The sequence below is a fragment of the Saccharopolyspora sp. NPDC003752 genome (genome assembly GCF_053605825.1).
This window is the reverse complement of record NZ_JBSGJZ010000014.1, coordinates 119,019-142,660: the sequence shown is the minus strand read 5'-3', so window position 1 is coordinate 142,660 and position 23,642 is coordinate 119,019. Positions and strand designations below refer to the sequence as shown.

Here is a 23,642-nt window from a genome sequence, read left to right as displayed (position 1 = left end):
GTCCCCGCGTCCCCTGGATGCTTGATTCCTAATTGGGCCGCAGCCGCGGTACTCCACGCGACGACGAGGTGAGCTGCCGCAAGCGCGCAGCGCTTAACCCACCCTCGCAGCGTGCACCGCCGCGGGTTCTGAGCGGTCTTCTCGCGAGGACAGCCCCTCCGCCGCGTATTGGACATACATAAGGAGGGGCTCCCACAGCCGAGAAGGCCGCTCAGGTTCCGCTACCCGCACCGCCACCCAAAACGAGTTCGGAATCAATCCCCGCTGGATCAGCCGATGCTGCTGCGCGGGGTGCTGAGCACCGCGCCGTCGGCGTCGACCGCCCTGATCCAGTACTCGACCCTGCCCTGGGGCGCTTGGTCGTCGGTGAAGTTCATCGTCGTCACCGACCACGGCCAGGCGCTGCTGGTGGTGGTGTAGATCGGGTTCGCGGTTCCGGCGCGCATCACCTCGTAGCGGATCTCCCGGTTCTGCGCGTCCCAAGTTCCCGTCCAGCTGATGGAGATTCCGCCGAACAGGCGCCGGTTGAGCCCCGGGGCGGGGAAGGGCACCTGCGGCCCGTTGTTGACGGCGCCGGGCACGCCCCGGGCGGCGAACCGGGTCAGCGACTGCTGGGCGCTGCCGTTGACCATCGTGAACTCGCCGCCGACCACCACGTAACGGCCGTCGGCGTCCACCGCCCACGGGCCGTTCAACCACGGGCTGCCGGCGGGGCCGCCGTTGGTGTTGGGCAGCCACGGCAGCAATTCCGGAACCGGGTCGCCGAAGCGCACGTGGTTGACGTTGCGCTGGGCCGTCCGGGTGGCGGTCGTCGTTTCGGCGAGCAGCCGGTGGTAGTCGATCGGTCCGTTCTCGGGGACGGCGTTGATGGCCGCGCAGTTGTGGGTGTGCGAGGCGCTGTAGAGCACACCCCCTGCCACCGCGACGCTTTGGGTGTCGCCGTAGCAGCCGTCCAACCAGCGCGGCTTGCCGGTGGCGATGTCGATGGCGCCTCTGCCCTCCAGCCGGGGATCGCCACCGCGCCAGTTGTAGGAGCCGAGGTAGACCGTTCCCGTGCCATCGGTGGCCAGGTCCGTGATCGTGTCATCGGGCGAGGGCGTGACCCATTCCCACGGCACGAGGGCACCGCTGGCCGCGTCGACCGCGGTGAGTCCGTGCCGGTAGGTGCCGTTGATGTTGTCGAAGGCTCCCCCGATCACCGTGCGCCCCTGGGCCGGGGCGGCCAGGACCGCGAAGACCTCCCGGTCCGCGGTCGGCGCCCAGGGCAGCAGCGCACCATTGCCGGTGGACACCGCGGCGAGCCGGGTGCGCGGCACGCCGTCGACGGCGTTGAAGCCGCCGCCGAGGTAGACGGTGTCGGCGGTGATCGACAGGCCACGGACCCGGCCGGCCACGCGGGGCTTGAAATCCGGATCCAGCACGCCGGTCGCGGCGTCGAAGGCGGCCACGCGCGAGCGCCACTGACCGTCGATCTTGTCGAAGTCGCCGCCGACGTAGACCTTCTTGCCGTCCGGCGAAACCTCGATCCGGAACACGGTGTCGCAGATCCAACGCCCGGCGTCGGCGGGCTTGCAGAACGGTCCCGGGTCCGCGCCGGAGAAGACGCTGCCGCTGACCACCGGTGCCCACGGCAGGAGTTCGCCGGTGGTCACGTCGAAGGCCAGCAGGTTGTTGCGGGTGACCTCACCCGGTCCCCCCGGCGCCACGCCGGCCGGGCGCGCCTTGCTGAACCTCCCGCCGGCGACGGCGGTGTTGCCCGCGATGGCTACCGCGAAGACGACACCGTCGGTCTGCGGCGTCGGCAGCGCCCCGGCGGTGACCGGCTGCGGCAACTCCGCGGCGACCGCCGCCGGCCCCGGCACCACCGATGCCGACAACGCGGCGACGGCCACTGCGGCGACGCACGACAGCTTCCGCGCGCGATTCATCGGACCTCCTTGGTTTCCGGCATGGACACGGCCGCTGTGACGGCAGCCCGCGCGCCGGGCAGCCCGCGCGGCGCGGGTCTGCGCCTGCCCACGAGCAGGACCCGGGCGGCCAGTTCTTCGTACTTCTGCGCTACCCCGTCCCACGTGTAGCGGTCGAGCGAGGCCACCTGCTCTCGCCCGCGCAGCAAGGTGCCCGATGGGTCGGCTTCCGCCGCGTCGCACAACGCCGCGAGATCGCCGGGATCGCGGAAGTAGCGGCCGAACGAGCCGAGGACTTCGCGGTTGAACCGCACGTCGAACGCGGAAGTCGGGGCGGCGGCGCCCATCGCGCGCAGCAGCGAGGGGTTGGTGCCGCCGACGGAATGACCGTGGATGTAGGTCAAGGCGTTGCCGTAGAGCTGGTCCAGCAGCCGCTGGTCCCACACCGCGCCGAGCAGCCGCACGCGGGGATCGCCCTTCGCCGCGCGCGCGATGGTCGCGGTGTATTCGTCGGCGTAGGGCGCCGATCCCACCACGACCAGCGGGTGGCGGGCGTTGCTGCGGAGGTAGCCCTCGACTGCCACGTGCACGTGGTTCTCCGGTTCGAACCTGGCCACGACCAGGTGGTAGCGGCGGGGGCCGAGCCCGAGTCCGGTGATGCCGTCGGTCCCGACCTCGCTGAGAACCGGTGCCCCGTAAGGGATGTAGTCGGTCTCGGTGTTGAAGCGATCGCGGTAGTAGTCCTGGATTCCCCGGGCGTCGGCGATCAGCGCGTCGGACCAGCGGACGGCGAGCGCTTCGGCCCGGCGGTAGTAGGCCGATCCCGCAGGTCCCCACTTGGACCGCTTCCACTCCAGGCCGTCGACGTGGGTGATCGTGGGAATTCCGCGGATCCCCAGCAGGGGCAGCAGCGGCGCATTGGCGGCGTTGAACACCACCGCAACCTCCGATGGCCGCACCGCCGCGTGCAACGCCGAAAGGGCCGTGTGGCTCAGCGTTTCCAGTGTCTTGCGGCGCAGTGCGGGAAGATGCACCAGGCGCATCCCGAGGTGGCGCTCGGGGCGGGGGCCGTGCGCGTCGAGGTTGCGGCAGTACACCGTGATTTCGTGCCCGCGCTGGACGAGTCGGCTCCCCACCTCCTCGACGCACGTCTCGAAGCCGCCGTAGCGCGCGGGCACGCCGCGGGTTCCGATCATCGAAATCCGCATGTTTCGTTCTACCGTTTCGTCGAGGGGCGGCATCGGATCACGACGGGCGGCCCTGGAGCCGCACAGCTGTTTTCGTGCGGCTCACTCGATTCGGCGCCCAGCTTGTAATATGTCGACGGCGGGCAGTCGTTACACCGATTCCGCAACCCGTCTTCGGCGCATTCGCGCCCGAACCCACCTGATCCGAGGACCGGCCGTGAGCTGGAATGCCCTTCGACGCCGCTACGGCGTCGCGCGTCGCCGGGCCTTCGACGCCGAGCGCTGGCCCGTCGTGTGCGTGCTCGCACTGATCGTGGCCAGCGAATACAAGTTCCGCGTTCGCTCCGACGACCAGTCGGTGTCCGGCTCGCCGGACCTGTTCGTGCTGGCCGAAATCGCCGTCTACGCGGCCGTGGCGTGCTTCCTGTTCCTGCGCTTCCGCCCCACGTCCCAGGTGCGGCGTGCCGACTGGATCACCTGTTCGGCCTATGCCTACGCGGCGGTCCTGGTGCTTTCGGCGCTGTACTCGCCGTACCGCGAACTCGCCCTCGTGCGGGCCTGCCAGGTCGTGGTCGTGCTGGCGCTGAGCCGTTCGATCGCCCGCCATTGCGCCCGGGATGCGTTGCACCGCATCGCCCACGCTTTCGCGGTCCTGGTCAGCGTCTCGGTCGTCTTCGGCGTGGTCGTGCCGTTCCCCCGGCTTCCGTCACAGCCCGACAGGTTCACCTGGCTGCACCTGCATCCGGTGGACGCGGGCCAGTTCCTCGCGCTCGCGGTGGTGATCCTGGTGGCGTACGCCTTCGGCCACCGGTTGGCCCGGCCCGGCCCGCACTGGCCGTTGCCCGTCTACCTCGTGCTGCTGGCGATCTGCGCCGCCGGGTTGATCGGGAGCAACACCCGGGGGGCCGCGTTCGGGGCGATCGTGGGTTGCCTGGTGATCGCGGGTTTGCGATGGCGCGGCCGCCGGCGGCTGGAGATCGCGGTGGCGTTGGCGCTCTTCCTGATCACCGCGTGGCTCGCCGCGGGGCCGCTGGTCGAGGCCTTCTTCGTCCGCGGTGAGTCCGCCGAGCGGCTCGCGTCCTTGAACTCGCGAACGGACCTGTGGGCTTACGCGTTCGACGCGTTCCTCGAACGCCCGCTGTACGGCCACGGTCTCACCGCCTCGCAGGGTTTGTTCCTCGACGAGATCGGGTTGGGCGGCGGGCACAACGGGCTGGTGAACCTGCTCGTCGACGCCGGACTGCTCGGCGCGGTGGTGTGGCTCGTGCTGCTCGGCTGCACCTTCGCCGCCGCGGTCGCGCTGCGGAACCTCCGGCCCGAGCCGCGACTGGATCGCATTTTGATCCTCGCGACGTTGGCGGGCTTGCTCGCCAACTCGATGTTCACCGAAGGGCTCGGCGCTCCGGCCAACGTCGCCTGCGTCTGGCTCTTCCTGCTGGCCGCGTGGACGAGCATGGCGAGCACGCGGAACTCGGCATCGATGCCGCCGTCCCACATCCCCGTCGAAGAGCTGGAGTGACCTTGGCCCGACGAACCGCGCTGATGGTCCATCCCGGTGCCGAGCTGTACGGATCCGACCGCATATTCCTGGAATCGGTCATCGCGTTGACCGAGGCGGGCTGGCGGGTGGTGGTCGCGCTGCCGGAGCGCGGGCCGCTCGCCGACCGCCTGCGCGACCGGGGCGCGGACGTGGTCCGGTGCCCGACCCCGGTGCTGCGGAAGGCGGCGTTGCGCCCGGCCGGGTTCCTGCGGCTACTGCTGGAAGGCCTGCGAGCGGTGGCACCGACTTTGCGCATGCTGCGGCGGACCCGCCCCGACGTCGTGTACGTCAACACCGTGACCGTGCCGTTGTGGCTCCTGCTCGCCCGCTCGACCCGGCGATCGGTGATCGCCCACGTCCACGAGGCTGAAGAAAGCGCACCACGCCTGGTCAGGACCGCACTCGCCGCTCCCCTGCTGTGCGCTGCCTCGGTCGTGGTGAACAGCGAGGCCACGGCTCGCGCGATCACGCGACCGCTGCCCTGGCTGCGTCGCCGGATCCGCTTGGTCTACAACGGTGTTGCCGGGCCGGCGCATGCCGCGGCCCGTGGCGGCGAGCGACCCGATCCGGTCCGGATCGTGCTGGTCGGTCGACTGTCACCGCGCAAGGGCACCGACGTCGCGGTGCGCTCGATCGCCCGCTTGCGCGCCGATGGGCACGACGTCGTCCTCGAATTGCTGGGGTCCGCGTTCACCGGCTACGAGTGGTACGAGCGGCAACTGGAGGACCTCGTGCGGCGTCACGGCCTGGCCGGGGTGGTCGCCATCCGCGGTTTCCGCGCGGACGTGTGGGATGCCTACCGGGACGCCGACATCGCGCTGGTCCCGTCGCGGTTCGAGCCTTTCGGCAACACCGCTGTGGAGGCGCAGCTGGCCGGAACCCCGGTGATCGTGACCGATGTGCAGGGCTTGCCCGAGACCGTCGCGCAGGGGCGCTACGGCCGCGTCGTGCCTGCCGACGACCCCGACGCGCTCGCCGAAGCGATCAGCGATGCACTTGCCGAATGGCAAGGAACTCTCGACACCGCGGCGCAGGCTCGCGAGCACGCCCAGGCGGTGTTCTCACCGCAGCGCTACCGCGACGACATCGCCGCGATCGCAACCGACATCGCCCGCTGCCGCTGACGGAGCCAACGGCCGTCAGTACGCGCCCTGCTTGGTCAGCACCGCGCGCACGGTCTTCCAGAGGATCACGGCGTCCATCGCCAGCGACCAGTTCTCCACGTACCGCAGGTCGAGCCGGACGCTTTCGGCCCACGACAGGTCGCTGCGGCCACTGACCTGCCAGAGCCCGGTGAGCCCCGGCTTGACCAGCAAGCGGCGCCCCACCTCGTAGTCGTAGGTCTCGGTCTCCTCCGGCAGCGGCGGCCTCGGACCGACCAGCGACATGTGCCCGGCGAGGACGTTGAACAGCTGCGGCAGCTCGTCGAGCGAGTACCGGCGCAGCAGTCCACCGACCTTGGTCACCCGCGGATCGCGGCGCAGTTTGAACAACGGCCCTTCGGCATCGTTGGCCGGGCGCAACGCGGTTCGCATCGCGTCCGCACCCACCACCATCGTGCGGAACTTCAGCATCGTGAACGTGGTGCCGCCTCGCCCGGTCCGGCGCTGCCGGTAGATCACCGGTCCACCGTCGGACAACTTGACGGCGAGGGCGATCACCAGCATCGCCGGCCCGATCAGGCCCAGCAGGAGCAGCGCGCTCACCCGGTCGGCGAGAGCCTTCACGACCCGGCGACCACCGGTGAAGGAGGGTTCGCTCACCTTCAGCATCGGCATCCCCAGCACCGACGACACGTGCAGCCGGGGCCCGGCGATCTCCATCAGCACCGGGGCGACGACCATCTCGGCGGAGGTGTCCTCGATCTTCCACGCCAGTTCCTGCAGGCGACGTGGCGTCCAGTAGGAATCGGCGGTGATGGCGACCACCCGGTACCCGCCGCGCCGGACGTGCTCCGCGAGCTCGTCGACATCACCGATCACCGGAACGCCGTCCACCTCGCAGATCAGTCCCTCACCGGCCTCGGGACGAAGGCACAGCGCTTGGATCTGCCATCCGACATGCGGCTGCTGACGGGTGCGGGCGATGAGGTCGCGCAGCGTGCGCGTACTGCCCGCCGCGATCACCGGTAGCAGGCACCTGCCGTCGCTGCGGGCGCTGTGCAAGTAGCGGCGCAGCACGTACCGCTGCGCGAGCACCAGAAGCGCAAGCGCGGGTAGGACACCGAGAACCCACGGCCGCACGTCCAACGGCGGTACCACAAGCCCCGCGACCGCCAGGACGACGCCGGCGGAGAAGATCCCTCGCCCCAGGCGCCGGTACTCCTCGTGCCCTTGCCCCAGGACCCTGACGTTCCAGGAACCGCCCAGGGCCCACAACACGGCCACCGCGGTGAGCAACGCCAGCACCGGCGGAGGCAGCACCGCGATGTCCAGCACTGCCACCCAGACCGCCCCGGCTGCCGAAGTCATCGCAGTTGCGATGGCGTCGCTGGCGATCACGGCGAGCCGGTATCGCCGTTCCCACACCATCGCGGGAAGTTCGGGGATCGGGTGGACTGGGGGCGCCGTCGCGTTCAACCGCGGAGCCCGGACGAATCCGGCCGACCCCACCCCGTCCGGCAATGACATCGGTGCGCGCATCGGCTCCTGCATCGGACCCCTCTCCAGTTGGCAGAAACGTCCGCGCGGCGGAGGCGATCGGACGTCAGAGCTATCGGGGCCATCACGAATCCGTTACACGTTCCCCGACGAGAGGTGAACGGCCGTGCGGACTGGAAGAGCGTCGTGCTGCGGCTTCGTCGGACTCATCGACGGCCCGCTCCGTAGCCGCGATGCCGGCCAGTTCGCACGCGGCGCTGTTGGCGGGGCGGCATCGGCGTGGTGCTCCTCGCGCGGGTGGCCACCTACCAGGACCCGGCCTCGCCAGCCATCACCGTGACAGTCGATGTGGTGCTCTGCCGAGACAACTCCAATGTCCTAAAAGGACCATACGGGTTCCGGACACGAACCTCGGCCCGCGGTTCATCCGCGGTAGCGGGCTGTGGTGACGACCGACCGCGCCGTTAGGCCGGTCGGGTGTATCGCGGGCGTATCGAAAATCGCATACACCGCCGCAACAGTCGTGCGTCTTCAGTGAGGGCATGGACCACAGCGCATCCGTACCTGGGTGGCGCATGGGTCGGTTCGTCGATCGGGAAAGGACCATGATCGTGGACCCGGATTCCGCACGTGGCATCGACCGGCGGCGGCTCGGATGGGGCGGGTTGGCGGCCGCCGGCGTGGCGGCCGGCGCGCCGCTGGTGGGCGCCGGGTTCGGCCCCGCTGGCACCGCCTCCCACCGCGCCGGACCTGATTCGGTTCGCGAACGCGCTGCGCGACGGCACGGTGCTGCTGTTCCACGCCACCGCGACGGTCACCGGTCGTCGGGCGGCGAGGCCCGCCGGTTTCGCGACGGGCCTCCATCTCCGCTGACGGCGGCCGCGGTCAGCGAGCCTGCTTCACCGCTTTGGCGTAGCGGTTGATCGGCGGGAGCCAGCAGAACACGAGCGCCAGCAGGCAGCAGGGCCAAGCGGCCATGAGCGTCCCGCCGACCGCGTCCGATCCCATGGCCGAGGTGCCGATGGCGGCGAAGTGGACGATGAAGGCGAGCACCGAGAACACGGTGAGCAGCACCCGGGCCCAGATCGTGCGGGCGAAGATCGTCCACACCAGCACCAGGACACCGAAGCCGATCTCGATGCCCGCCCAGGTGGCCATGGCGCCCTGGAACTCGGCGACGAAGCCGTCCCACTGGCCGGTGCTGCGCATCAGCTCGACGAACGCGTCCTCGCTGAGGCCCGCGTCGTCCAACAGGCCGGGCTCGAGGCGGTCGATGTTGTTGACCAGCTCGTCCTCCGCCAGCTGGCGGCCGCCGGCGAAGTTCAGGATCCCGGCGGCGATCGGCAGCAGTCCGGACAGTCCGGCGAAGATCTGCAGGATGAGCAGCGTCACCGGTCGCTTCGGCGCGTGCGCAGGCGCGGTGGTGGGGGCGTAGGTCATGATCGGTGTTTCTCCTCTTGGGGTGCGGTGCCGCGTGCCGCCGGCGCGCCGGAGGAGTCGGTTCCAGCTGCCGGTGCGGCTGTTGTTCAGATGCGGCCCACCCGGTGGCGGTTCAGAGTTCCAGCCAACCGTTATCCCCTCGATACCAACGGCGGTCCCGGAACCCAGTTCCCGCAAGAAGAAATCCGCAGATCAGTTGCGCTGTCATCGAGATCAGCGCAGACCGTCCACAGTGGCGTCTGGTCGGCCCGGCACAGGAAGCCCAGCCGGTGGCGTTGCAAGAATGCGCTGCCCCAACGGAATTCGGCGAGTCCCTCGGTTCGTCGCCGAAGAGGGCCTCGCCGAATCGCACGACTACTGCCGGGTCGTCACAGGCTGTACGTCCACAACTCGTACACGCCGTTGTTGTGCCGGCACTCGTGCGGCAGATTCGGGCCCCCTCCGGTCATGTCTTCCCAGGCCTGCTCGCACTGGCCCTCGGTGTAGTACCAATGCCCCGTGTAGGTCCAACCTTCCGCTGCCGCGGGCGTTGCGGTGGCCGCCAGCACACTGAGCCCGAGAACGGCGCCGATTGCGAACTTCTTCACCAGAATCCTCCCGTTGACCATCATGCAGTTGCGCTCCAGCCGAATCGAGACGCACGACGCGTCCTCATCGGCCGTCATCTCTCTTTCGCGGGCAAAGCGGGAGTGCCGCACCAACCGTCGTGCCGACTGGGATTGATCGGTGCCGATGTCGATGACGCAGCAGCACCGGCCCCGACTCCCCCATGGCTTGACGGATGCGCAGTCCCGCACCGCCCAGCGACCGCAACTGACGGTGAAGATTTCACGTGCGCCAGGGCGAAAGCCATTCGCAGCGCGGAACGCTGCCCGAACATCCATCCTTCTCGACCCGTCCGTACGGCCAACCACCGTCGCACCTGCCCGGACCGGCCGACGCCGGTCCCCAAGAGACCCGCGAGTCCTACCAGGATGGCGTCACCTGCCCTGGATCGGACCGTTCGAAGACAGCGCCCAGGACTTGGCCACCTGCGTGCCTGGCAGGCAGTCGACAGCATGCTCAGGGCAGTGCGATGGGGAAAGCGCGCGCGGGTTCCTCCAAAAGTCCGAGCAGCGTGGTCAACGCTTCGACGTCGCCCTCGATGGTCACCTCGCCGGCCGCGATCGCGTCCGGGAAGGCCGTCCGGCCGGACATGATCCGGTCGAACACCGCGCGCTCGAGCCGCAGCACCGCGTTCGGCCGATCATCACCAGCGGCCTCTCCGCGCATCGGCGTGAGCACACCGTTGGCCAGCTGCAGCGTCCACACTTCCGCCGGTTCCGCGAACTCCCAACGCAGCTGCATGCGGTGCGCCGCCGCGGTAGGTCCGTCCAGACGGACCGCCCAGGACTGGAAGAGCTGCTCGGTGGACAACGCCGGAACCATCGCCCGGTTGACCCCGCCCGTGGTGGTGCGCCGCTCCGCAGCGGGCTGGCGCAGCTCCCGCGCGCCGGAGAGGTAGAAGTTGCGCCACGTGCCGTTCTCCGCCCCGTACCCGAGCCGCTCGAATGTCGCGGCCTGCAACTCCCTGGCCTCGGCGTGGTCGGGTTCGGCGAACAGCACGTGATTCACCACCTCCGCGACCCACCTCAAGTCACCGGATTCGAAGGCTTCCCGGGCCTTCTCGACCACGCGGTCCGCGCCACCCATGAAATCCACGTACCGCTTCGCGGCTTCGACCGGCGGCAGCTGCCACAGATGGGCCGGATTGCCGTCGAACCATCCCATGTACCGCTGGTAGACGGCCTTGCTGTTGTGGCTGAGCGAACCGTAGTAGCCGCGCGCGTGCCAGGCACCGGCCAGCGACGGCGGGAACTCCTGCAGCTCTTCGGCGATTTCGGCACCGGTCAGCCCGCGGTTCATCAACCGCACGGTCTGGTCGTGCAGGTAGGCGTAGGCGTCGCGTTGTTCGGACAGAAACCTGGTCAGCTCCGCACGCCCCCAGGTCGGCCAGTGGTGCGAGCCCACCAGCACCTCCGCCCGGTCGGCGAAGAGCTGGATTGTCTCGGTCAGGTATCCCGCCCACGCACGTGCATCCCGAACTTCGGCGCCGCGCAGCGTCAACACGTTGTGCAACGTGTGGCTGGCGTTCTCGGCCACCAGCAGCACCCGCTGCTCGGGCAGCAGGAAGTTCATCTCGCTCGGCGCCTCGGTTCCCGGGGTGAGCTGGAAGACCATCCGAACCTCGTCGACCACCAGCTCCGCACCAGTCCGGTCGACCACCTCGGTCGGCGCGATCAGACCGACTCGACCAGTCGAAGTCCCCTGACCGAGACCGAAACCGATCGCCCCGCCCGGTCCCGCCACCAAGTGGCTGCCGTACATGTAGCGCGCCCGAGCCAGCATCGCCGGCCCGGCGAAGATGTTCTCGCTGACCGCGTGCTCCATGAAGCCCGCGGGCGCGATCACCGGAACCCTGCCTGCGGAGACATCAGCTTCGTCCACCACCCCACCCACACCACCGAAGTGGTCGGTGTGGCTGTGCGTGTAGACCACACCGGTCACCGCCCGATGGCCGCGATGCCCGCGGTAGAGCGCCAGACCAGCAGCCGCGCACTCCTCGCTGATCAGCGGATCGATGACCACGACCCCCTGCTCCCCCTCCACCAAGGTCATGTTGGATACGTCGAAACCGCGGACCTGGTACACGCCCGGCACCACTTCGAAGAGCCCATCCACCGCGTTGAGCCGGCCCTGCCGCCACAGACTCGGATTCGCTGTCTCCGGGCAATCCGCCCCCAGGAACGACCACCGATCGTTGTCCCACACCACGCGACCCGCTGCGTCGCGGATGATCCCGGGCTCAAGACGCCCGACCAGGCCCCGAACAGCATCGTGCATGTCGGCGGTGTCATCGCGGTCCAGCTCAGACTTCGAAGCCATGGCAGCTTTCCTCCAGCAGACGATGAGGATGTGGGCGTTAAAGCAGGGGGCGGGTGGGTGTCCTACCTCGGGCAACGCGACGAGGCGGGAACGTTCAGGAGTCCGAGATCTGGTCCATCGCTCGTTGCCCCCTCCGGCGACGACACCAGGCCGACGGGCAGGTTCACCAGGACTCATACGTCAGCGACCAGATCGGGGACGAATCGAATCCTGATCTGCTGTAATTTTTACGATCCAAACAGTAAGTTAGCTGCTTTAATTACACAAGACCCTGCGACAACGGGACCACGACCGGAGAGCCGGGGAGGACGGCATGGACAGCTCGATCACGCCGGAGCGAGGCACGCGCGAGCGGCTGATCATCGCTGCCGAGCGGCTCTTCGCACAGCGGGGCATCGGCGAGGTGTCACTGCGCGAAGTCGGCGCCGCCGCCGGCCAGCGCAACACCTCCGCCGCCCAGTACCACTTCGGCGACAAGGCCGCACTGATCGAAGCGATCTTCGACTACCGCATGAACAAGATCAACGAGCGACGCATGCACCACCTCGCCACACTGCACGTCGATGGGCGCAACAGCGAATTGCGCTCACTGCTGGAAGCCTTCGTGTTCCCGCTCGCCGCCAGCGTCGCCGAGCCCGAGAGCTACTACGCACGCTTCCTGGCGCAGTTCGCCGCCGACCCCCGTTGCCAGCCGTCATGGAATTGGGAGACCGCGACAAGCCTGCGACTGGTGTGGAGCGGATTGCGCCGCTGCCTGTCGCACCTGCCGGAGTCGACCGTGCAGGCCCGCCTGCGCATGCTCCAACACCTCGTGCTGCACACCGTCGCCGACCACGAACGCGCCGGAGAACCCAGTGGCGACGATCACCACGAGCAGTGGGCGACCGGACTGGTCGACGCCGCCGAGGGCCTGCTCACCGCCAGGACCACCACGTAGCGGATCGCCTTCGACACCGACGTTTCCTTCCTCCTCGGCGCTCGAACGCGACCCCATTTTCGCACCCGCGAAACCCATCCTCCCGGGATTGCCGAAAGTCGAGACGGCGCCCGTCGGGACGATCACCCGAGATCCACATCGTGAACGCCCCTTCGTCACGCCGACCGCGACGTTTCGCTCATGGCCGTGCCAAATCCTGGCCGGCCAGTGCGAAACGAGGAGTTGACACGTCCATTGTGGTCGGGCACGACGCCGGGAGCGCGGACCGCGTGAGAGCTCCGCGCGCGGAGCCGGCGTTTTGTGATATTTGATACGGTTTCCGGGGATACCTTTCACGCTGCGGTGAAAGGATTGTCGAGCCCTGTTCCGGTGGTGGAGGCTTCCTGCCGCTGACCCGACCGACGGCCGGAAAGGGGACTTCGCCAAACATGTTGCCTTCCGAAGACTTGCTCGAAAGCACTGCCCTCGACGCCACCGCCGCGGCACCCGGGTCGCTCGATTCGTTCCCGGTCCTCGGCATCGACCACCTCCGATTCGTCGTGGGGAACGCCAAGCAGGCCGCCCACTTCTACGCGACGGCCTTCGGCATGCGCTGCGCCGCGTACCGGGGACCGGAAACCGGGTATCGCGATCGGGCCGAGTACCTCATGGTCGCCGGGCGAACCCGGTTCCTGCTCACCGGCGCGGCGCGTGCGGGCACCGAGATCGACCGCCACCTAGCGGTCCACGGCGACGGCGTCGTCGACATCGCGCTGCGGGTCGCCGATGTGGACCGCGCGTACGAGAACGCAGTGCTGCGCGGCGCGACCGGGCTGGAGGCGCCGCACGACGCTGAAGGCGCCGACGGTGTGCGGCTCGCGGCGATCGGGACCTTCGGCGACGTCCGGCACACGCTCGTCGAGCGGATCGACGACGCGGTGTTCCTGCCGGGCTTCGAGGCGCGGGAATCGACCGGTGCCGCCGAGGGCGCCTTCCGCGAGATCGACCACGTGGTCGGGAACGTCGAGCTCGGCCGGATGAACGAGTGGGTGGAGTTCTACCGGCGGGTGATGGGCTTCACGAACATGAAGGAGTTCGTCGGCGACGACATCGCCACCGAGTACTCGGCGCTGATGTCGAAAGTGGTCGCCGACGGGGAGCGCAAGGTCAAGTTCCCCATCAACGAGCCGGCCGCCGGCGAGAAGAAGTCGCAGATCGAGGAGTTCCTGGAGTTCAACGGCGGCCCCGGGGTGCAGCACATCGCGCTGGCCACCGACGACATCACCGCGGCGGTGCGCCGGATGCGCGCGGCCGGGGTGCAGTTCCTGGACACGCCGGATGCCTACTACGACACGTTGGACGAGTGGGTCGGGGAAACCCGGGTGCGGCTGGACGAACTGCGGGAGCTCAAGATCCTCGCGGACCGCGACGAGGACGGCTACCTGCTGCAGATCTTCACCGCGCCGGTGCAGGACCGGCCGACGCTGTTCTTCGAACTGATCGAACGCCACGGCTCGCAGGGATTCGGCAAGGGCAACTTCAAGGCCCTGTTCGAGGCGGTCGAGCGCGAGCAGGCCCGGCGCGGAAACCTCTGATCGGCCTCGGCGGGAGGGCCCGTACCCGATGACATCGAACCCACTTGAGACCGCGCCGCGACCGCTGCTGGCGTTCGTGCGCCTGGGGCGCCCGAAGTTCCTCTTCCAGAGCATGCTGGTGGTCGCCGCCGGCGTCACGATCGCCGTTCACAGCGGCCACCAGGCGAGCCTCGGCTGGTACCTGGTGACCCTGCTGTTCGCGTGGTGCACGCACCTGATGACGCACTACTGCAACGAGTACTTCGACCTGGAGGCCGACCGCGCCAACGCAGCACCCACGTCCTGGACCGGCGGCAGCCGGATCCTGGTCGGCGGACACCTGCGGCCCGAGGTGAGCCTCGGCGCAGCGTTCGTGCTGCTGTTCGTCGGGGTGGTGCTGCTCGCGCTGCTGCCGAGCCTGGAGACCCGGCTGGTGGCGACGGCGATCATCGCGCTGGCCTGGCTCTACACCGCTCCCCCGCTGCGGCTGAACTACCACGGCCTGGGCGAGGTCAGCTGCGCGCTGGTGCTGTACGGGCTGGGACCGCTGCTGGCGTGCGTCGTGCAGGCCGGGACGATCGACACCGCCGGGCTGGGCTACGTCGGCGTGCTTTTCGTGTTCCAGTTCCTGCGGATGGCCATCATGAACCTCTCCGACATCGAAGGGGACCGGGCCACCGGCAAGCGCACCCTCGCGGTGCTGCTCGGCGCGGCCGGGCTGGTCCGGCTGTTCGCCGTCGGCCAGCTCGTCGGGTACGCGACGATCGCGCTGCTGCTGGTCACCGGCGTGATCCCGATGTCGGCGGGGCTGTTGATGCTGGCCACCGCTCCGGTGCCGATCTGGGTGACCCGGCAGCTGACCACGGGTGCGCTCGCCGAGCCGCGGCGGGCCAACGCGGTGACGTTCTGGGCGTCGATGCACATGCCGCTGACCTCCTCGTCGATCATCGTCGGCCTCCTCGTGGACCTGGGTGTCCACGGTGGACGGCTGTGGCAACCGTGGCTGGCGGTGGTCGGCGCGACCTTCCTGATCTTCGGCACCTGGTTGGTCCGCGCCGCGCAGACCAACCGCGCCAGCGCGCCGAGTCCAGCTGGGTGAGACCCCACCCGAACCCGCCCAACCACGAGGAGCGAGGTCGACCATGACGACGTCTCCGGTCACCGCCGATCACGACCTGATCGCGAGCGCGACCAACCGGGCACGCGGACTCACCGAACCGCTGCTGCGCAACATCGTCGAAGCGCTGGACCCGTCGCTGGCCGCGATCGGGTCCTACCACTTCGGCTGGCAGGCTGACGAGCCCTACGCCGCGGGCAAGGCGATCCGGCCGACCATGGCGATCCTCGCCGCGGAGGCCGTCGGCGCCCCGCCTTCGGCCGCGCTGCCGGCCGCAGCCGCCGCCGAGCTGGTGCACAACTTCAGCCTGATCCACGACGACATCATCGACAGCGACGAGCAACGGCGTGGGCGGCCTTCGGTGTGGAAGGCCCACGGCGTGCCGGCGGCGATCCTGATCGGCGACGCGCTGCACGCCGCCGCGTTCGAGCTGCTGCTCGGCACCGGCCGGCCGAACGCGGCGGCGGTCGCGGAGCGGCTCGCGGTGGCGATGCGCGAGATCGTGATCGGGCAGGTGCAGGACATCGAGTTCGCCGGGCGCCCCTGGTCGGGCCCGCAGGCGGTGCTGCTCGACGAGTACCAGGGGATGGCCGAGGCGAAGACCGGCGCGTTGCTGGCCTTCGCCGCCGCGGGCGGCGCGCAACTCGCCGAGGCTCCGCCCAGCGCCGTGCGGACCTTCGACGTCCTCGGCCGCCACCTCGGCTTGGCCTTCCAATGCACCGACGACGTGCTGGGCATCTGGGGTGATCCGGCGGTCACCGGGAAGCCGGTCTTCGGCGACCTGCGCGAGGGCAAGAAGACCTTGCCGGTCATCGCCGCGCTGACCACCGACACGCCCGCCGGAGCGCGGCTGGCGCCGCTGCTCACCGAGGGCCTGCGCGACGACGCCGGGCTCCGGCTGGCCGCCGAGCTCGTCGAAGAGGCCGGCGGCCGGAAGTTCGCCGAGCAGGAGGCGGCGAGGCACCTCACCGGGGTTGGCGAGTGCCTGGACTCGCTGGACATGCCCGACACCGTCCGAAAGTCCTTCGAGGCACTGGCGAACACGCTGATCGGAAGGACGCGGTGACCCGGGAACTGTCCACAACGGACCGGGTGGAGCAGGCGATCCACGCCGCCGAACGGGTTGTGCTCGGCGCTGCGGGCATCGGCTCCTGGCCGAATCCGCGCCGAGCTGCGGTCTCCGGTGCCGCCGGCGCGGTCCTGGCCCTGCACTTCGCCGACGCCGACCGGTCGGCGGACCTGATCTCCGGCGGCGTCGCGTGGCTGCTGCGGGTGCAGAACCCCGACGGCGGCTGGGGCACCCTCGAAGGCTTCCCCAGCGACTTCGTCGCGACCGCGATGGCCACGGCGGCGTTGCACCTGGCGGCGGGTCCGGACGGCGCGGACAGCGTCTCCCGCGCACGCGGCTGGATCGACCGCCGGGGCGGCGTGGCGGGACTCGACGACCCGATGATGGGACAGCTGTGCGGCCTGGTGCTGTCCATCGCCGGCCTGCAGGACGCGAACCGGTTGCGACGGGTTCCGGTCGAGCTGGTCCTGCTGCCCGCCGCGCTGCGCAGGCGGCTGCTGTCCTACCTGACCCCGCCGTTCCTGGCCCTGTCGTTCATGCAATCCCGGCAGCGCAAGCACAATCCGCTGACCCGGGCCGTCGACCGGCTCGCCCGACCGGTCGCGGCACGACTGCTGGAGGCGTTCGACCAGCAGGAGGGCCGCGTCGGCTCCTATGGCGGCGATCCATGGCTCACCGGCCTGGTGTGCACGGCGCTGACCCGGGCCGGCGCCGCCCCGGGGCCGGCCCGGCGTTCGGTGGAGTACCTGCGGATGACGGCGCAGCCCGGCGGTTCCTGGCACCTGATCCACGGCGTCGAGGCCGAACGGGTGGAAGTCACCGGCATGGCCTTCAGCGTCCACGGGCTGGCGCTGGCGGGCCACGCCGCCGATCCGCGGCTGCTCCGGGCCCGCAGTTGGCTGGCCGGGTGCCAGCAGCTCGAACCGTCCGAGGTGTACGCGAGCCCGGCGGGCGCGTGGGCCTGGACCGGCCGCAAGGGCTGGCCGAACGCACTGGAAACCGTTCTGGTGCTGCGGATCCTGGTGGCCGGCGCGGAACTCGATCCGGACACCGAGCGGATCATGCGGCGCGGCATCGCGTGGCTGATCGCGCAGCAGGACAAGCGCGGCTCGTGGAGCACTTTCGTGCGAAACACCCTGGTGCCGCTGGACGGTCCGTGCCCGTTCATCACCGCGCTGGCGATCGAGATCCTGCACGGCGTCGGCGTCGCCACTTCGGACCCGCCGATCCGCCGCGCCCTGCGCTGGCTCGAGCGGCACCAGGCGCCTGACGGGTCGTTCGAGGCCAGGTGGCATCGCGGCGGCGTGCCCGCCACCGCCGCCGTGGTGCACGCGCTGACCGAGCTCGGCATGCGCGGGCATCCGGTCGCGACCAAGGCCCGGGACTGGCTGCTGGCCGCGCAGCTCGACGACGGTTCGTGGAGCACCGGGCGCGGTGATCAGGACGGCACCCCGGACGAGACCGGGCACGCGACCCGCGCGCTGGTGGCCTGCGGCGAGCACGAAGCGGCGCGGCGCGGCGCCGAGTGGCTGGTCGCCGCCCAGCAGCCGGACGGCCGGTGGGAGCCGGGCCAGACCTGCATCTACATCCGGGACTACGTGCACTACTCGGATCCGCTGATCGCGCAGGGGTTGGCGATCGGTGCGCTCGCGGCGTATCGGGAGGTGGGCAATGGCTGAGACCTACGACGTCGTGGTCGCCGGGGCCGGTGTCGGCGGCTTGGCGGCCGCGCACGCGCTCGGCGCGCGGGGCTTGCGGGTGCTGTTGTTGGAGAAGCAGCGGCATCCGGTGGCGATCCCCAAAGGCGAAGTGCTGCAACCGAGTTCGATCCGCATCCTGCGGGAATGGGGCGTGCTGCCCGAGTTGCGGGACCGCGGCGCGGTGCAGTTGGACCGGCTGGTGATCCGCGAAGCCGACGGCCGCGAGGTGATGGTCTTCGACTACGCCGCGCTCGCCGGTCAAGGCCACCACCTGCTCAGCCACGACTACCCGGAAATTCTCGGCGTGCTCGCGGACGGCCTCGCCGACGAGGTCGAGTGGCGGCGCGGTGCGCTGGTCAAGGACCTGAGCCGGGATGCGAGCGGGCGGGTGGACGGGGTCGTGGTCGCCGAAGGCGACCGGGCCTACGAGGTGCGCGCACCGCTGGTCGTCGCCGCCGATGGCCTGTCCTCCCGGCTGCGCAAGCTGGCCGGGATCACCACCGACCCCGTCGAATACGCCCACCGGTTGGCGTCCTTCGAGCTCTCCGGCGGACCGGAGCTGCCCAGCGAGGTGTCCGCCTACCTCACCGACCGCGGCCTGCGGCTGCTCTACCCGTTGCCCGGCAACCGGATTCGGCTCTACGTGCAGGTGGGGGCGGACGAACTGCGCGGCATCAAGAAGGACGAGCTGACCGCGTGGTGCGACGGGCTGGCGGCCGATGCGCCGTCGCTCCGGCCGCTGCTCGAAACGTTGCGGGCGAGTCTCGACACCCGGCAGTTGCTGAAGCTGTGGCGGTTCACGGCATCCAGGATGTCGGTGCCCGGACTGGCCATGGTCGGCGAGTCGGCGCACGCCGTGCACCCGATGGCCGCGCAGGGCATGAACACCGCCATAGCCGACGCGCACGCCCTGGCCGGGCTGGTCGGCGACGGCCCGCTGCAGAAGTCCGCGGTGGACACGGCGTTGGCGGGCTACCAGAAGGCGCGCGCCGGTTGGGTCCGCCACATCGACCGGATGAGCCACGATGCGACCCGGATGATCACCGACACGTCGTGGGCGGGCAAGGTGATCGGCCGCCGGATGCTGCGCCACACCAGCCGGAACAGCCGCTTGCGCTACGTGGCGACCTACAACATGGCCGGGCTGGGCATCCGCCCGTTCACCGTGCTGGACCGCATGCACCAGCTCGGGCTGCCAGATCCGCGATCGGGAAGGACGCCGGCTTGGGCGTGAACGGACGAGCATTGGTGCTGGGCGGTGGCCTGGCGGGTGTGCTGGCGGCGTCCGTGCTCGCCCGGCACCTGGATTCGGTCGTCGTGGTCGAGCGCGACCGGTACCCCGACGGTCCGGTCGTCCGCAAGGGCGTTCCGCAGGCGCAGCACGGGCATCTGCTGCTGACCGGCGGGGCCCGGCGGCTGGACGCGCTGCTGCCCGGCGTCGTCGACGAGCTGCTCGGGCACGGCGCGCGCCGGCTCGGGCTGCCCCGCGACGTGGTGTCGCTGACCGCGCAGGGCTGGATGCCGCGGTTCCGCGAGATGCGCTTCGCGCTGTCCTGCAGCAGGGCCCTGCTGGACTGGGTCGTCCGCAAGCGGGTGCTCGGCGACGGCCGGATCCGGGTGGCGGAGGACACCACCGCGTTGCGGCTGTGCGGCGACGGTGCGCGGGTGACCGGGGTGCTGGTACGGGACCGGGCGTCCGGGCAGCCGCGGCTGCTCGAAGCGGACCTCGTCGTCGACGCGACCGGGCGCGGTTCGAAGGCCCCGGAGTGGCTGCGGCTGCTGGGACTACCGGAGGTGCGCGAGGAGCTGGTCGATCCCGGGCTCGCCTACGCCACCCGCCTCTACCGCGTGCCGCCCGGTGCACCCGCGGACTTCCCCAACGTCTCGATCCAGGCCGAACCCGGCAACGGTCGTCCCGGCCGGGCCGGGGTGATCTTCCCCATCGAGGGCGACCAGTGGTTGGTGACCCTTTCCGGCACCAGGGGCGCGGAACCTCCGGTGGACGACGCGGGTTTCGAGCAGTTCGCCCGGGGGTTGCCGCACCGGGTCATCAGCGAGCTCATCGCCGCCGCCGAGCCGCTTGGCCGCGCCCGCGGTTACCGCAACAACGCCAACCGCCGTCGCCGCTTCGACCGGCTCCGCCGGTGGCCGGACGGCTTCCTGGTGATCGGCGACGCGGTGGCGACGACGAACCCGACCTACGGGCACGGCATGTCGGTGGCGGCCGGCGCAGCCGTTGCCCTGCACCGGGGGCTGCACCGGCATCAGCTGCGCCCGGGGAGCTGCCGCCGCATCCAGCGCGGGATCACCGCCGCCGCGCAGGCGTCCTGGATGATGGCGACCAGCCAGGACCGGCTCTACCCGGACGTGGTCGGCGGCGGGCCCAGCCGCACCTTGCTCGTGCAGAAACGGCTGACCGACCGCCTGCAGCGGGTCGCCGCCGAGGACCCGACCGTCTTCGACGCGCTGTTGCAGGGCCACACGCTCTCCGGAGTGCCGTCTCCGCTGGTCATCCCCCGGATCGTCCGGGGCTTGCTCCGCGGCGGCGCCCGCCCGGACCACGGCGACCCGCCGTTCACCCCCGCCGAACGAGCCGTGTTGGCACCGCAGGACCCGCCCGAAGGAGGCAAGGCTTGACCTATCAGATGGCGTTCACCGAGGACGAAGTCGCGCAGTTCTACGACGGCCTGGAGAAGTTCCTCTCCTCCTGGCTCGGCGAGAGCATCCACTACGGCTACTGGCCCGGCGGTGCCGGTGGCTCGTTCACCGAGGCCCAGGACCGGCTGACCCACCTCCTCGGCGACCGCCTCGCGCTGCGCCCCGAGCAACGGCTGCTCGACGTCGGCTGCGGAACCGGCCGCCCCGCCACGCTGCTCGCCCAGTCCTCGGGTTGCGCGGTCACCGGGATCACCATCAGCCAACGGCAGGTCGAGACCGCTCGGGAGCGCACAGCCGGGTTGGCGGACAAGGTCGGCTTCGAGCTCGTCAACGCGATGGAAATGCCTTATGCCGACGGCGAATTCGACGCCGCGATGGCGCTGGAATCGCTGCTGCACATGCCCGACCTGGAGCGGGCCCTGGCCGAAGTGCGGCGCGTGCTGCGACCGGGTGGCCGCTTCGTCGTCGCCGACTTCTTCGAGGTGTCGAAGGCGTCGGCGCCACCGGGTGGCATCCCGTTCAACCCGCCGCCGCCGCTGGACGAGCTGACCGACCGGATCCGGACTGCGGGATTCGAGGTGATCGACGTCCTCGACATCACCGAAGCCACCCGGCCGACCTACGCGGAGCTGCTCGCCGCGGTGCGCGCACAGCGATCCACATTGGACTCCATCCGGGACGCCCGGATCGCGGAGCAGGTCCAGCGGGCCATCCCGCTGATCGTCGAACACGCCCAAGAGCACACCGGATACGCGATTCTCACCCTCCGCAGGAGCTGAAAGCCTCAGTCGTGAGCGGCGATGGCTGTTCCAGCGACCACCACCGCTCACGAGGCCACGCCACCTCAGTCGTGAGTGGCGATGGTCGTTATCACGGCCACCACCACTCACGACCCCGGTGCCGCACACGCATGCCGCCACCAGCACCGCCACGCAGAACGAGCATGGAAAAACCGGAATGGAAGGAAGAAGCGACTTGACCGACCAGAGCACGTTCACCGCGGACGAGGTCGCGATGTTCTACGACCAGCTGGAGGAGTTCTTCTCCGCCGTGCTCGGTGAGAGCATCCACTACGGGTACTGGCCCGATGGCATCGATTCGCCATCGCTGACCGACGCCCAGGACCGGTTGACCGCGCTGCTCGGGGAGAAGCTGGCGCTCGGCCCCGAGCACCGGCTGCTCGACGTCGGCTGCGGGACCGGCCGCCCCGCCACGCTGCTCGCGGAAGCCCTCGGCTGCGGCATCACCGGCATCACCATCGCCGAGCGCCAGATCGAGGCGGCCGACCAGCGCGCCGCTGCCGCCGGGGTCGCCGACCGGGTGCGCTTCCAGTTCGCCGACGCGATGGGAATGCCGTTCGCCGACGACGAGTTCGACGCCGTCCTGGCCCTGGAATCCCTGCTGCACATGCCGGACAAGAAGCGCGCCTTGGCCGAGGAGCACCGGGTGTTGCGGCCCGGCGGGATCCTGGTCATCGCCGACTTCTTCGAGACAAAGCCGCTGCCGCCGGGCACGGTGCCGGACGCGGCGGTCGACGTGCTGCCCAACCACGTGCCACCGCCCCTGGACGAGATGACCGGCCTGGTGCGCGAGGCCGGGTTCGAGGTGACCGAGGTCCTCGACATCACCGAGCAGACCCGGCGCTCCGGCGAGGCGATCCTGGCCGCGATCGGCTCCTACCGGCCCGCGGTGGATTCGGTGCAGGGCAAGCGGATCGCCGAGCAGGTCCAGCAGGCGATACCGCTGATCGTCGAACACGCCCAGGAGCACACCGGCTACGTCGTGCTCACCGCGCGCAAGGCGGTGCCGGCATGACCGCGGCCGAGCAGCGGTTCTGCCCGTTCGACGTGGGCGAGGAGTTCCGGCGGCTCCGGGAGGACGATCCGGTCTCCCGCATCGAGCTGCCCAGCGGAACACCGGCGTGGTTCGTCGCCCGGCACGCCGATGCCCGCCACGTCCTCACCGACGAGCGGCTCAGCAGCGTCGACGCGTCCCGGCTGATGCGGCCGGGCGCGGGCGACGACCAGGTCGCGCCGCCCGGCCCCGGGGTGCTGCTGTTCCACGACCCGCCGGAGCACACCCGGCTCCGGCGCATGCTGGCGGGGAACTTCACCGGTCGGCGGATGAACCAGCTGCGGCCGATGGTGGAGTCGATCGTCGCCGCCCAGCTCGACGAGATGGCGCGAGCCGGTTCGCCGGCCGACTTCGTGCGCTCGTTCGCGCTACCGGTGCCTTCCCTGGTGGTCTGCGAACTCCTCGGCGTGCCGTACGCGGACCGCGCCGAGTTCCAGCGGCGCACCGCCGCGCAGGTGGACCTGGCGATGGGCGAGGAACACGCCGCCGCGTTGTGGGCCGAGTCGACCGAGTACATGGCGCGGCTCGTCGTCGACAAGCGCGCCCATCCCACCGACGACCTGCTCGGGCGGCTCGTCGCCGAGCACGGCGAGGAGCTCTCCGATACCGAGCTCGCCGGTATCGGCGTCTTCCTGCTCGGCGCGGGCTACGAAACCACGGCCAACATGCTCGGGCTGGGCACGTTGCTGCTCCTGCGCCATCCGGAACAGCTCGCCCGGCTGCGCGACGCCACGGGCGACGGGCCCGCGGTCGACCGCGCGGTGGAAGAACTGCTGCGGATCCTGACGGTCGTCAACAACGCGGCGATGCGGCAGGCGAAGGAAGACATCACCGTTGGTGGGCAGCTCATCCGCGCTGGGGAGTTCGTGCTCGTCTCGCTGGGCTCGGCCAACCGGGACGACGCGGTTCACGAGCGCTCCGACGAGTTCGACATCGGGCGCGCTCCCGGCGCGCACCTGGCTTTCGGCCACGGCATCCACCACTGCCTCGGCGCGCCGCTGGCGAGGCTGGAGATGCAGATCGCCTTCCCGGCGCTGCTGAAGCGGTTCCCCGCGCTGCGGTTGGACGTGCCGTTCGACGAGATCGAGTACCTGCCGCGGTCCCTGGTGCACGGCGTGCGCGCCCTGCCGGTGGCGTGGTGAAACGGGAGGCGCG

General features: G+C 70.2%; 19 protein-coding genes. 13 read left to right on the top strand and 6 right to left on the bottom strand.

Translation table 11 applies throughout. The features are described from left to right. Window positions 1–269 precede the first annotated feature (269 nt). Together ACWEV3_RS20180 and ACWEV3_RS20175 are read right to left on the bottom strand one after the other, a co-directional pair. Window positions 270–1,928 (bottom strand): hypothetical protein, encoded by a 1,659-nt coding sequence (locus ACWEV3_RS20180; protein WP_452615359.1) that lies wholly within the window; start codon window positions 1,926–1,928, stop codon window positions 270–272. Further along, window positions 1,925–3,103, bottom strand: a complete 1,179-nt coding sequence (locus ACWEV3_RS20175; RefSeq protein ID WP_452615358.1) for a DUF1972 domain-containing protein — start codon at window positions 3,101–3,103, stop codon at window positions 1,925–1,927. The genes ACWEV3_RS20180 and ACWEV3_RS20175 overlap by 4 nt, the downstream gene beginning before the upstream one ends. 208 nt (window positions 3,104–3,311) lie before the next feature. Here ACWEV3_RS20175 and ACWEV3_RS20170 point away from each other — a divergent pair, with 208 nt between their 5' ends. Both ACWEV3_RS20170 and ACWEV3_RS20165 read left to right on the top strand, forming a co-directional pair. Further along, complete coding sequence (locus tag ACWEV3_RS20170; RefSeq protein ID WP_452615357.1) at window positions 3,312–4,613, top strand: O-antigen ligase family protein; 1,302 nt, start codon at window positions 3,312–3,314, stop codon at window positions 4,611–4,613. A 2-nt stretch (window positions 4,614–4,615) separates the two neighbouring features. Continuing rightward, entirely contained in the window at window positions 4,616–5,758 is a 1,143-nt protein-coding gene (locus tag ACWEV3_RS20165) for a glycosyltransferase (RefSeq protein ID WP_452615356.1), read from the top strand. 15 nt (window positions 5,759–5,773) lie between these two features. Here ACWEV3_RS20165 and ACWEV3_RS20160 read toward each other — a convergent pair whose 3' ends face one another. Continuing rightward, on the bottom strand, window positions 5,774–7,288 hold the full coding sequence (locus ACWEV3_RS20160) for a sugar transferase (protein WP_452615355.1): 1,515 nt from the start codon (window positions 7,286–7,288) through the stop codon (window positions 5,774–5,776). Window positions 7,289–7,864: 576 nt separating this feature from the next. Between ACWEV3_RS20160 and ACWEV3_RS20155 the strand changes: the two genes are divergently transcribed. Continuing rightward, window positions 7,865–8,107: a hypothetical protein gene (locus ACWEV3_RS20155; protein WP_452615354.1), complete on the top strand. Its 243-nt coding sequence runs from the start codon at window positions 7,865–7,867 to the stop codon at window positions 8,105–8,107. A 12-nt stretch (window positions 8,108–8,119) separates the two neighbouring features. Here ACWEV3_RS20155 and ACWEV3_RS20150 read toward each other — a convergent pair whose 3' ends face one another. The 3 genes from ACWEV3_RS20150 to ACWEV3_RS20140 all read right to left on the bottom strand — a co-directional run bounded on the left by ACWEV3_RS20150 (window position 8,120) and on the right by ACWEV3_RS20140 (window position 11,599). Then, a complete protein-coding gene (locus tag ACWEV3_RS20150) occupies window positions 8,120–8,674 on the bottom strand; it encodes a hypothetical protein (protein WP_452615353.1) in 555 nt (184 codons plus the stop codon). Between the two features lie 368 nt (window positions 8,675–9,042). Continuing rightward, on the bottom strand, window positions 9,043–9,339 hold the full coding sequence (locus tag ACWEV3_RS20145; protein ID WP_452615352.1) for a hypothetical protein: 297 nt from the start codon (window positions 9,337–9,339) through the stop codon (window positions 9,043–9,045). Window positions 9,340–9,736: 397 nt separating this feature from the next. Further along, window positions 9,737–11,599: an alkyl/aryl-sulfatase gene (locus tag ACWEV3_RS20140; protein ID WP_452615351.1), complete on the bottom strand. Its 1,863-nt coding sequence runs from the start codon at window positions 11,597–11,599 to the stop codon at window positions 9,737–9,739. Between the two features lie 313 nt (window positions 11,600–11,912). Here ACWEV3_RS20140 and ACWEV3_RS20135 point away from each other — a divergent pair, with 313 nt between their 5' ends. The 10 genes from ACWEV3_RS20135 to ACWEV3_RS20090 all read left to right on the top strand — a co-directional run bounded on the left by ACWEV3_RS20135 (window position 11,913) and on the right by ACWEV3_RS20090 (window position 23,629). After that, window positions 11,913–12,536, top strand: coding sequence for a TetR/AcrR family transcriptional regulator (locus ACWEV3_RS20135; protein ID WP_452615350.1), 624 nt, complete (start codon window positions 11,913–11,915; stop codon window positions 12,534–12,536). Window positions 12,537–12,982: 446 nt separating this feature from the next. After that, window positions 12,983–14,110, top strand: coding sequence for a 4-hydroxyphenylpyruvate dioxygenase (hppD, locus tag ACWEV3_RS20130; protein ID WP_452615349.1), 1,128 nt, complete (start codon window positions 12,983–12,985; stop codon window positions 14,108–14,110). A 28-nt stretch (window positions 14,111–14,138) separates the two neighbouring features. Next, on the top strand, window positions 14,139–15,188 hold the full coding sequence (locus tag ACWEV3_RS20125; RefSeq protein WP_452615348.1) for a prenyltransferase: 1,050 nt from the start codon (window positions 14,139–14,141) through the stop codon (window positions 15,186–15,188). Window positions 15,189–15,231: 43 nt separating this feature from the next. After that, a complete protein-coding gene (locus ACWEV3_RS20120) occupies window positions 15,232–16,272 on the top strand; it encodes a polyprenyl synthetase family protein (protein ID WP_452615347.1) in 1,041 nt (346 codons plus the stop codon). Then, the gene (locus tag ACWEV3_RS20115; protein ID WP_452615346.1) at window positions 16,269–17,954 is read left to right on the top strand and encodes a prenyltransferase/squalene oxidase repeat-containing protein; all 1,686 of its coding nucleotides are present in this window, start codon (window positions 16,269–16,271) and stop codon (window positions 17,952–17,954) included. The genes ACWEV3_RS20120 and ACWEV3_RS20115 overlap by 4 nt, the downstream gene beginning before the upstream one ends. After that, the gene (locus tag ACWEV3_RS20110) at window positions 17,947–19,209 is read left to right on the top strand and encodes an FAD-dependent oxidoreductase (RefSeq protein ID WP_452615345.1); all 1,263 of its coding nucleotides are present in this window, start codon (window positions 17,947–17,949) and stop codon (window positions 19,207–19,209) included. Before ACWEV3_RS20115 ends, ACWEV3_RS20110 begins: the two co-directional genes overlap by 8 nt. Next, complete coding sequence (locus ACWEV3_RS20105; protein WP_452615432.1) at window positions 19,206–20,612, top strand: NAD(P)/FAD-dependent oxidoreductase; 1,407 nt, start codon at window positions 19,206–19,208, stop codon at window positions 20,610–20,612. Before ACWEV3_RS20110 ends, ACWEV3_RS20105 begins: the two co-directional genes overlap by 4 nt. Then, on the top strand, window positions 20,609–21,412 hold the full coding sequence (locus tag ACWEV3_RS20100) for an SAM-dependent methyltransferase (protein WP_452615344.1): 804 nt from the start codon (window positions 20,609–20,611) through the stop codon (window positions 21,410–21,412). The genes ACWEV3_RS20105 and ACWEV3_RS20100 overlap by 4 nt, the downstream gene beginning before the upstream one ends. Before the next feature lie 196 nt (window positions 21,413–21,608). Then, complete coding sequence (locus ACWEV3_RS20095; RefSeq protein WP_452615343.1) at window positions 21,609–22,448, top strand: SAM-dependent methyltransferase; 840 nt, start codon at window positions 21,609–21,611, stop codon at window positions 22,446–22,448. Further along, entirely contained in the window at window positions 22,445–23,629 is a 1,185-nt protein-coding gene (locus ACWEV3_RS20090) for a cytochrome P450 (RefSeq protein ID WP_452615342.1), read from the top strand. Before ACWEV3_RS20095 ends, ACWEV3_RS20090 begins: the two co-directional genes overlap by 4 nt. Window positions 23,630–23,642 lie beyond the last annotated feature (13 nt).

Coding starts and splice junctions, on each gene's coding strand:
- ACWEV3_RS20110 (WP_452615345.1), top strand. CDS start 17,947: ATGGCTGAGACCTACGACGTCGTGGTCGCCGGGGCCGGTGTCGGCGGC.
- ACWEV3_RS20140 (WP_452615351.1), bottom strand. CDS start 11,599: ATGGCTTCGAAGTCTGAGCTGGACCGCGATGACACCGCCGACATGCAC.
- ACWEV3_RS20150 (WP_452615353.1), bottom strand. CDS start 8,674: ATGACCTACGCCCCCACCACCGCGCCTGCGCACGCGCCGAAGCGACCG.
- ACWEV3_RS20145 (WP_452615352.1), bottom strand. CDS start 9,339: ATGACGGCCGATGAGGACGCGTCGTGCGTCTCGATTCGGCTGGAGCGC.
- ACWEV3_RS20090 (WP_452615342.1), top strand. CDS start 22,445: ATGACCGCGGCCGAGCAGCGGTTCTGCCCGTTCGACGTGGGCGAGGAG.
- ACWEV3_RS20135 (WP_452615350.1), top strand. CDS start 11,913: ATGGACAGCTCGATCACGCCGGAGCGAGGCACGCGCGAGCGGCTGATC.
- ACWEV3_RS20125 (WP_452615348.1), top strand. CDS start 14,139: ATGACATCGAACCCACTTGAGACCGCGCCGCGACCGCTGCTGGCGTTC.
- ACWEV3_RS20120 (WP_452615347.1), top strand. CDS start 15,232: ATGACGACGTCTCCGGTCACCGCCGATCACGACCTGATCGCGAGCGCG.
- ACWEV3_RS20160 (WP_452615355.1), bottom strand. CDS start 7,288: ATGCAGGAGCCGATGCGCGCACCGATGTCATTGCCGGACGGGGTGGGG.
- ACWEV3_RS20180 (WP_452615359.1), bottom strand. CDS start 1,928: ATGAATCGCGCGCGGAAGCTGTCGTGCGTCGCCGCAGTGGCCGTCGCC.
- ACWEV3_RS20175 (WP_452615358.1), bottom strand. CDS start 3,103: ATGATCGGAACCCGCGGCGTGCCCGCGCGCTACGGCGGCTTCGAGACG.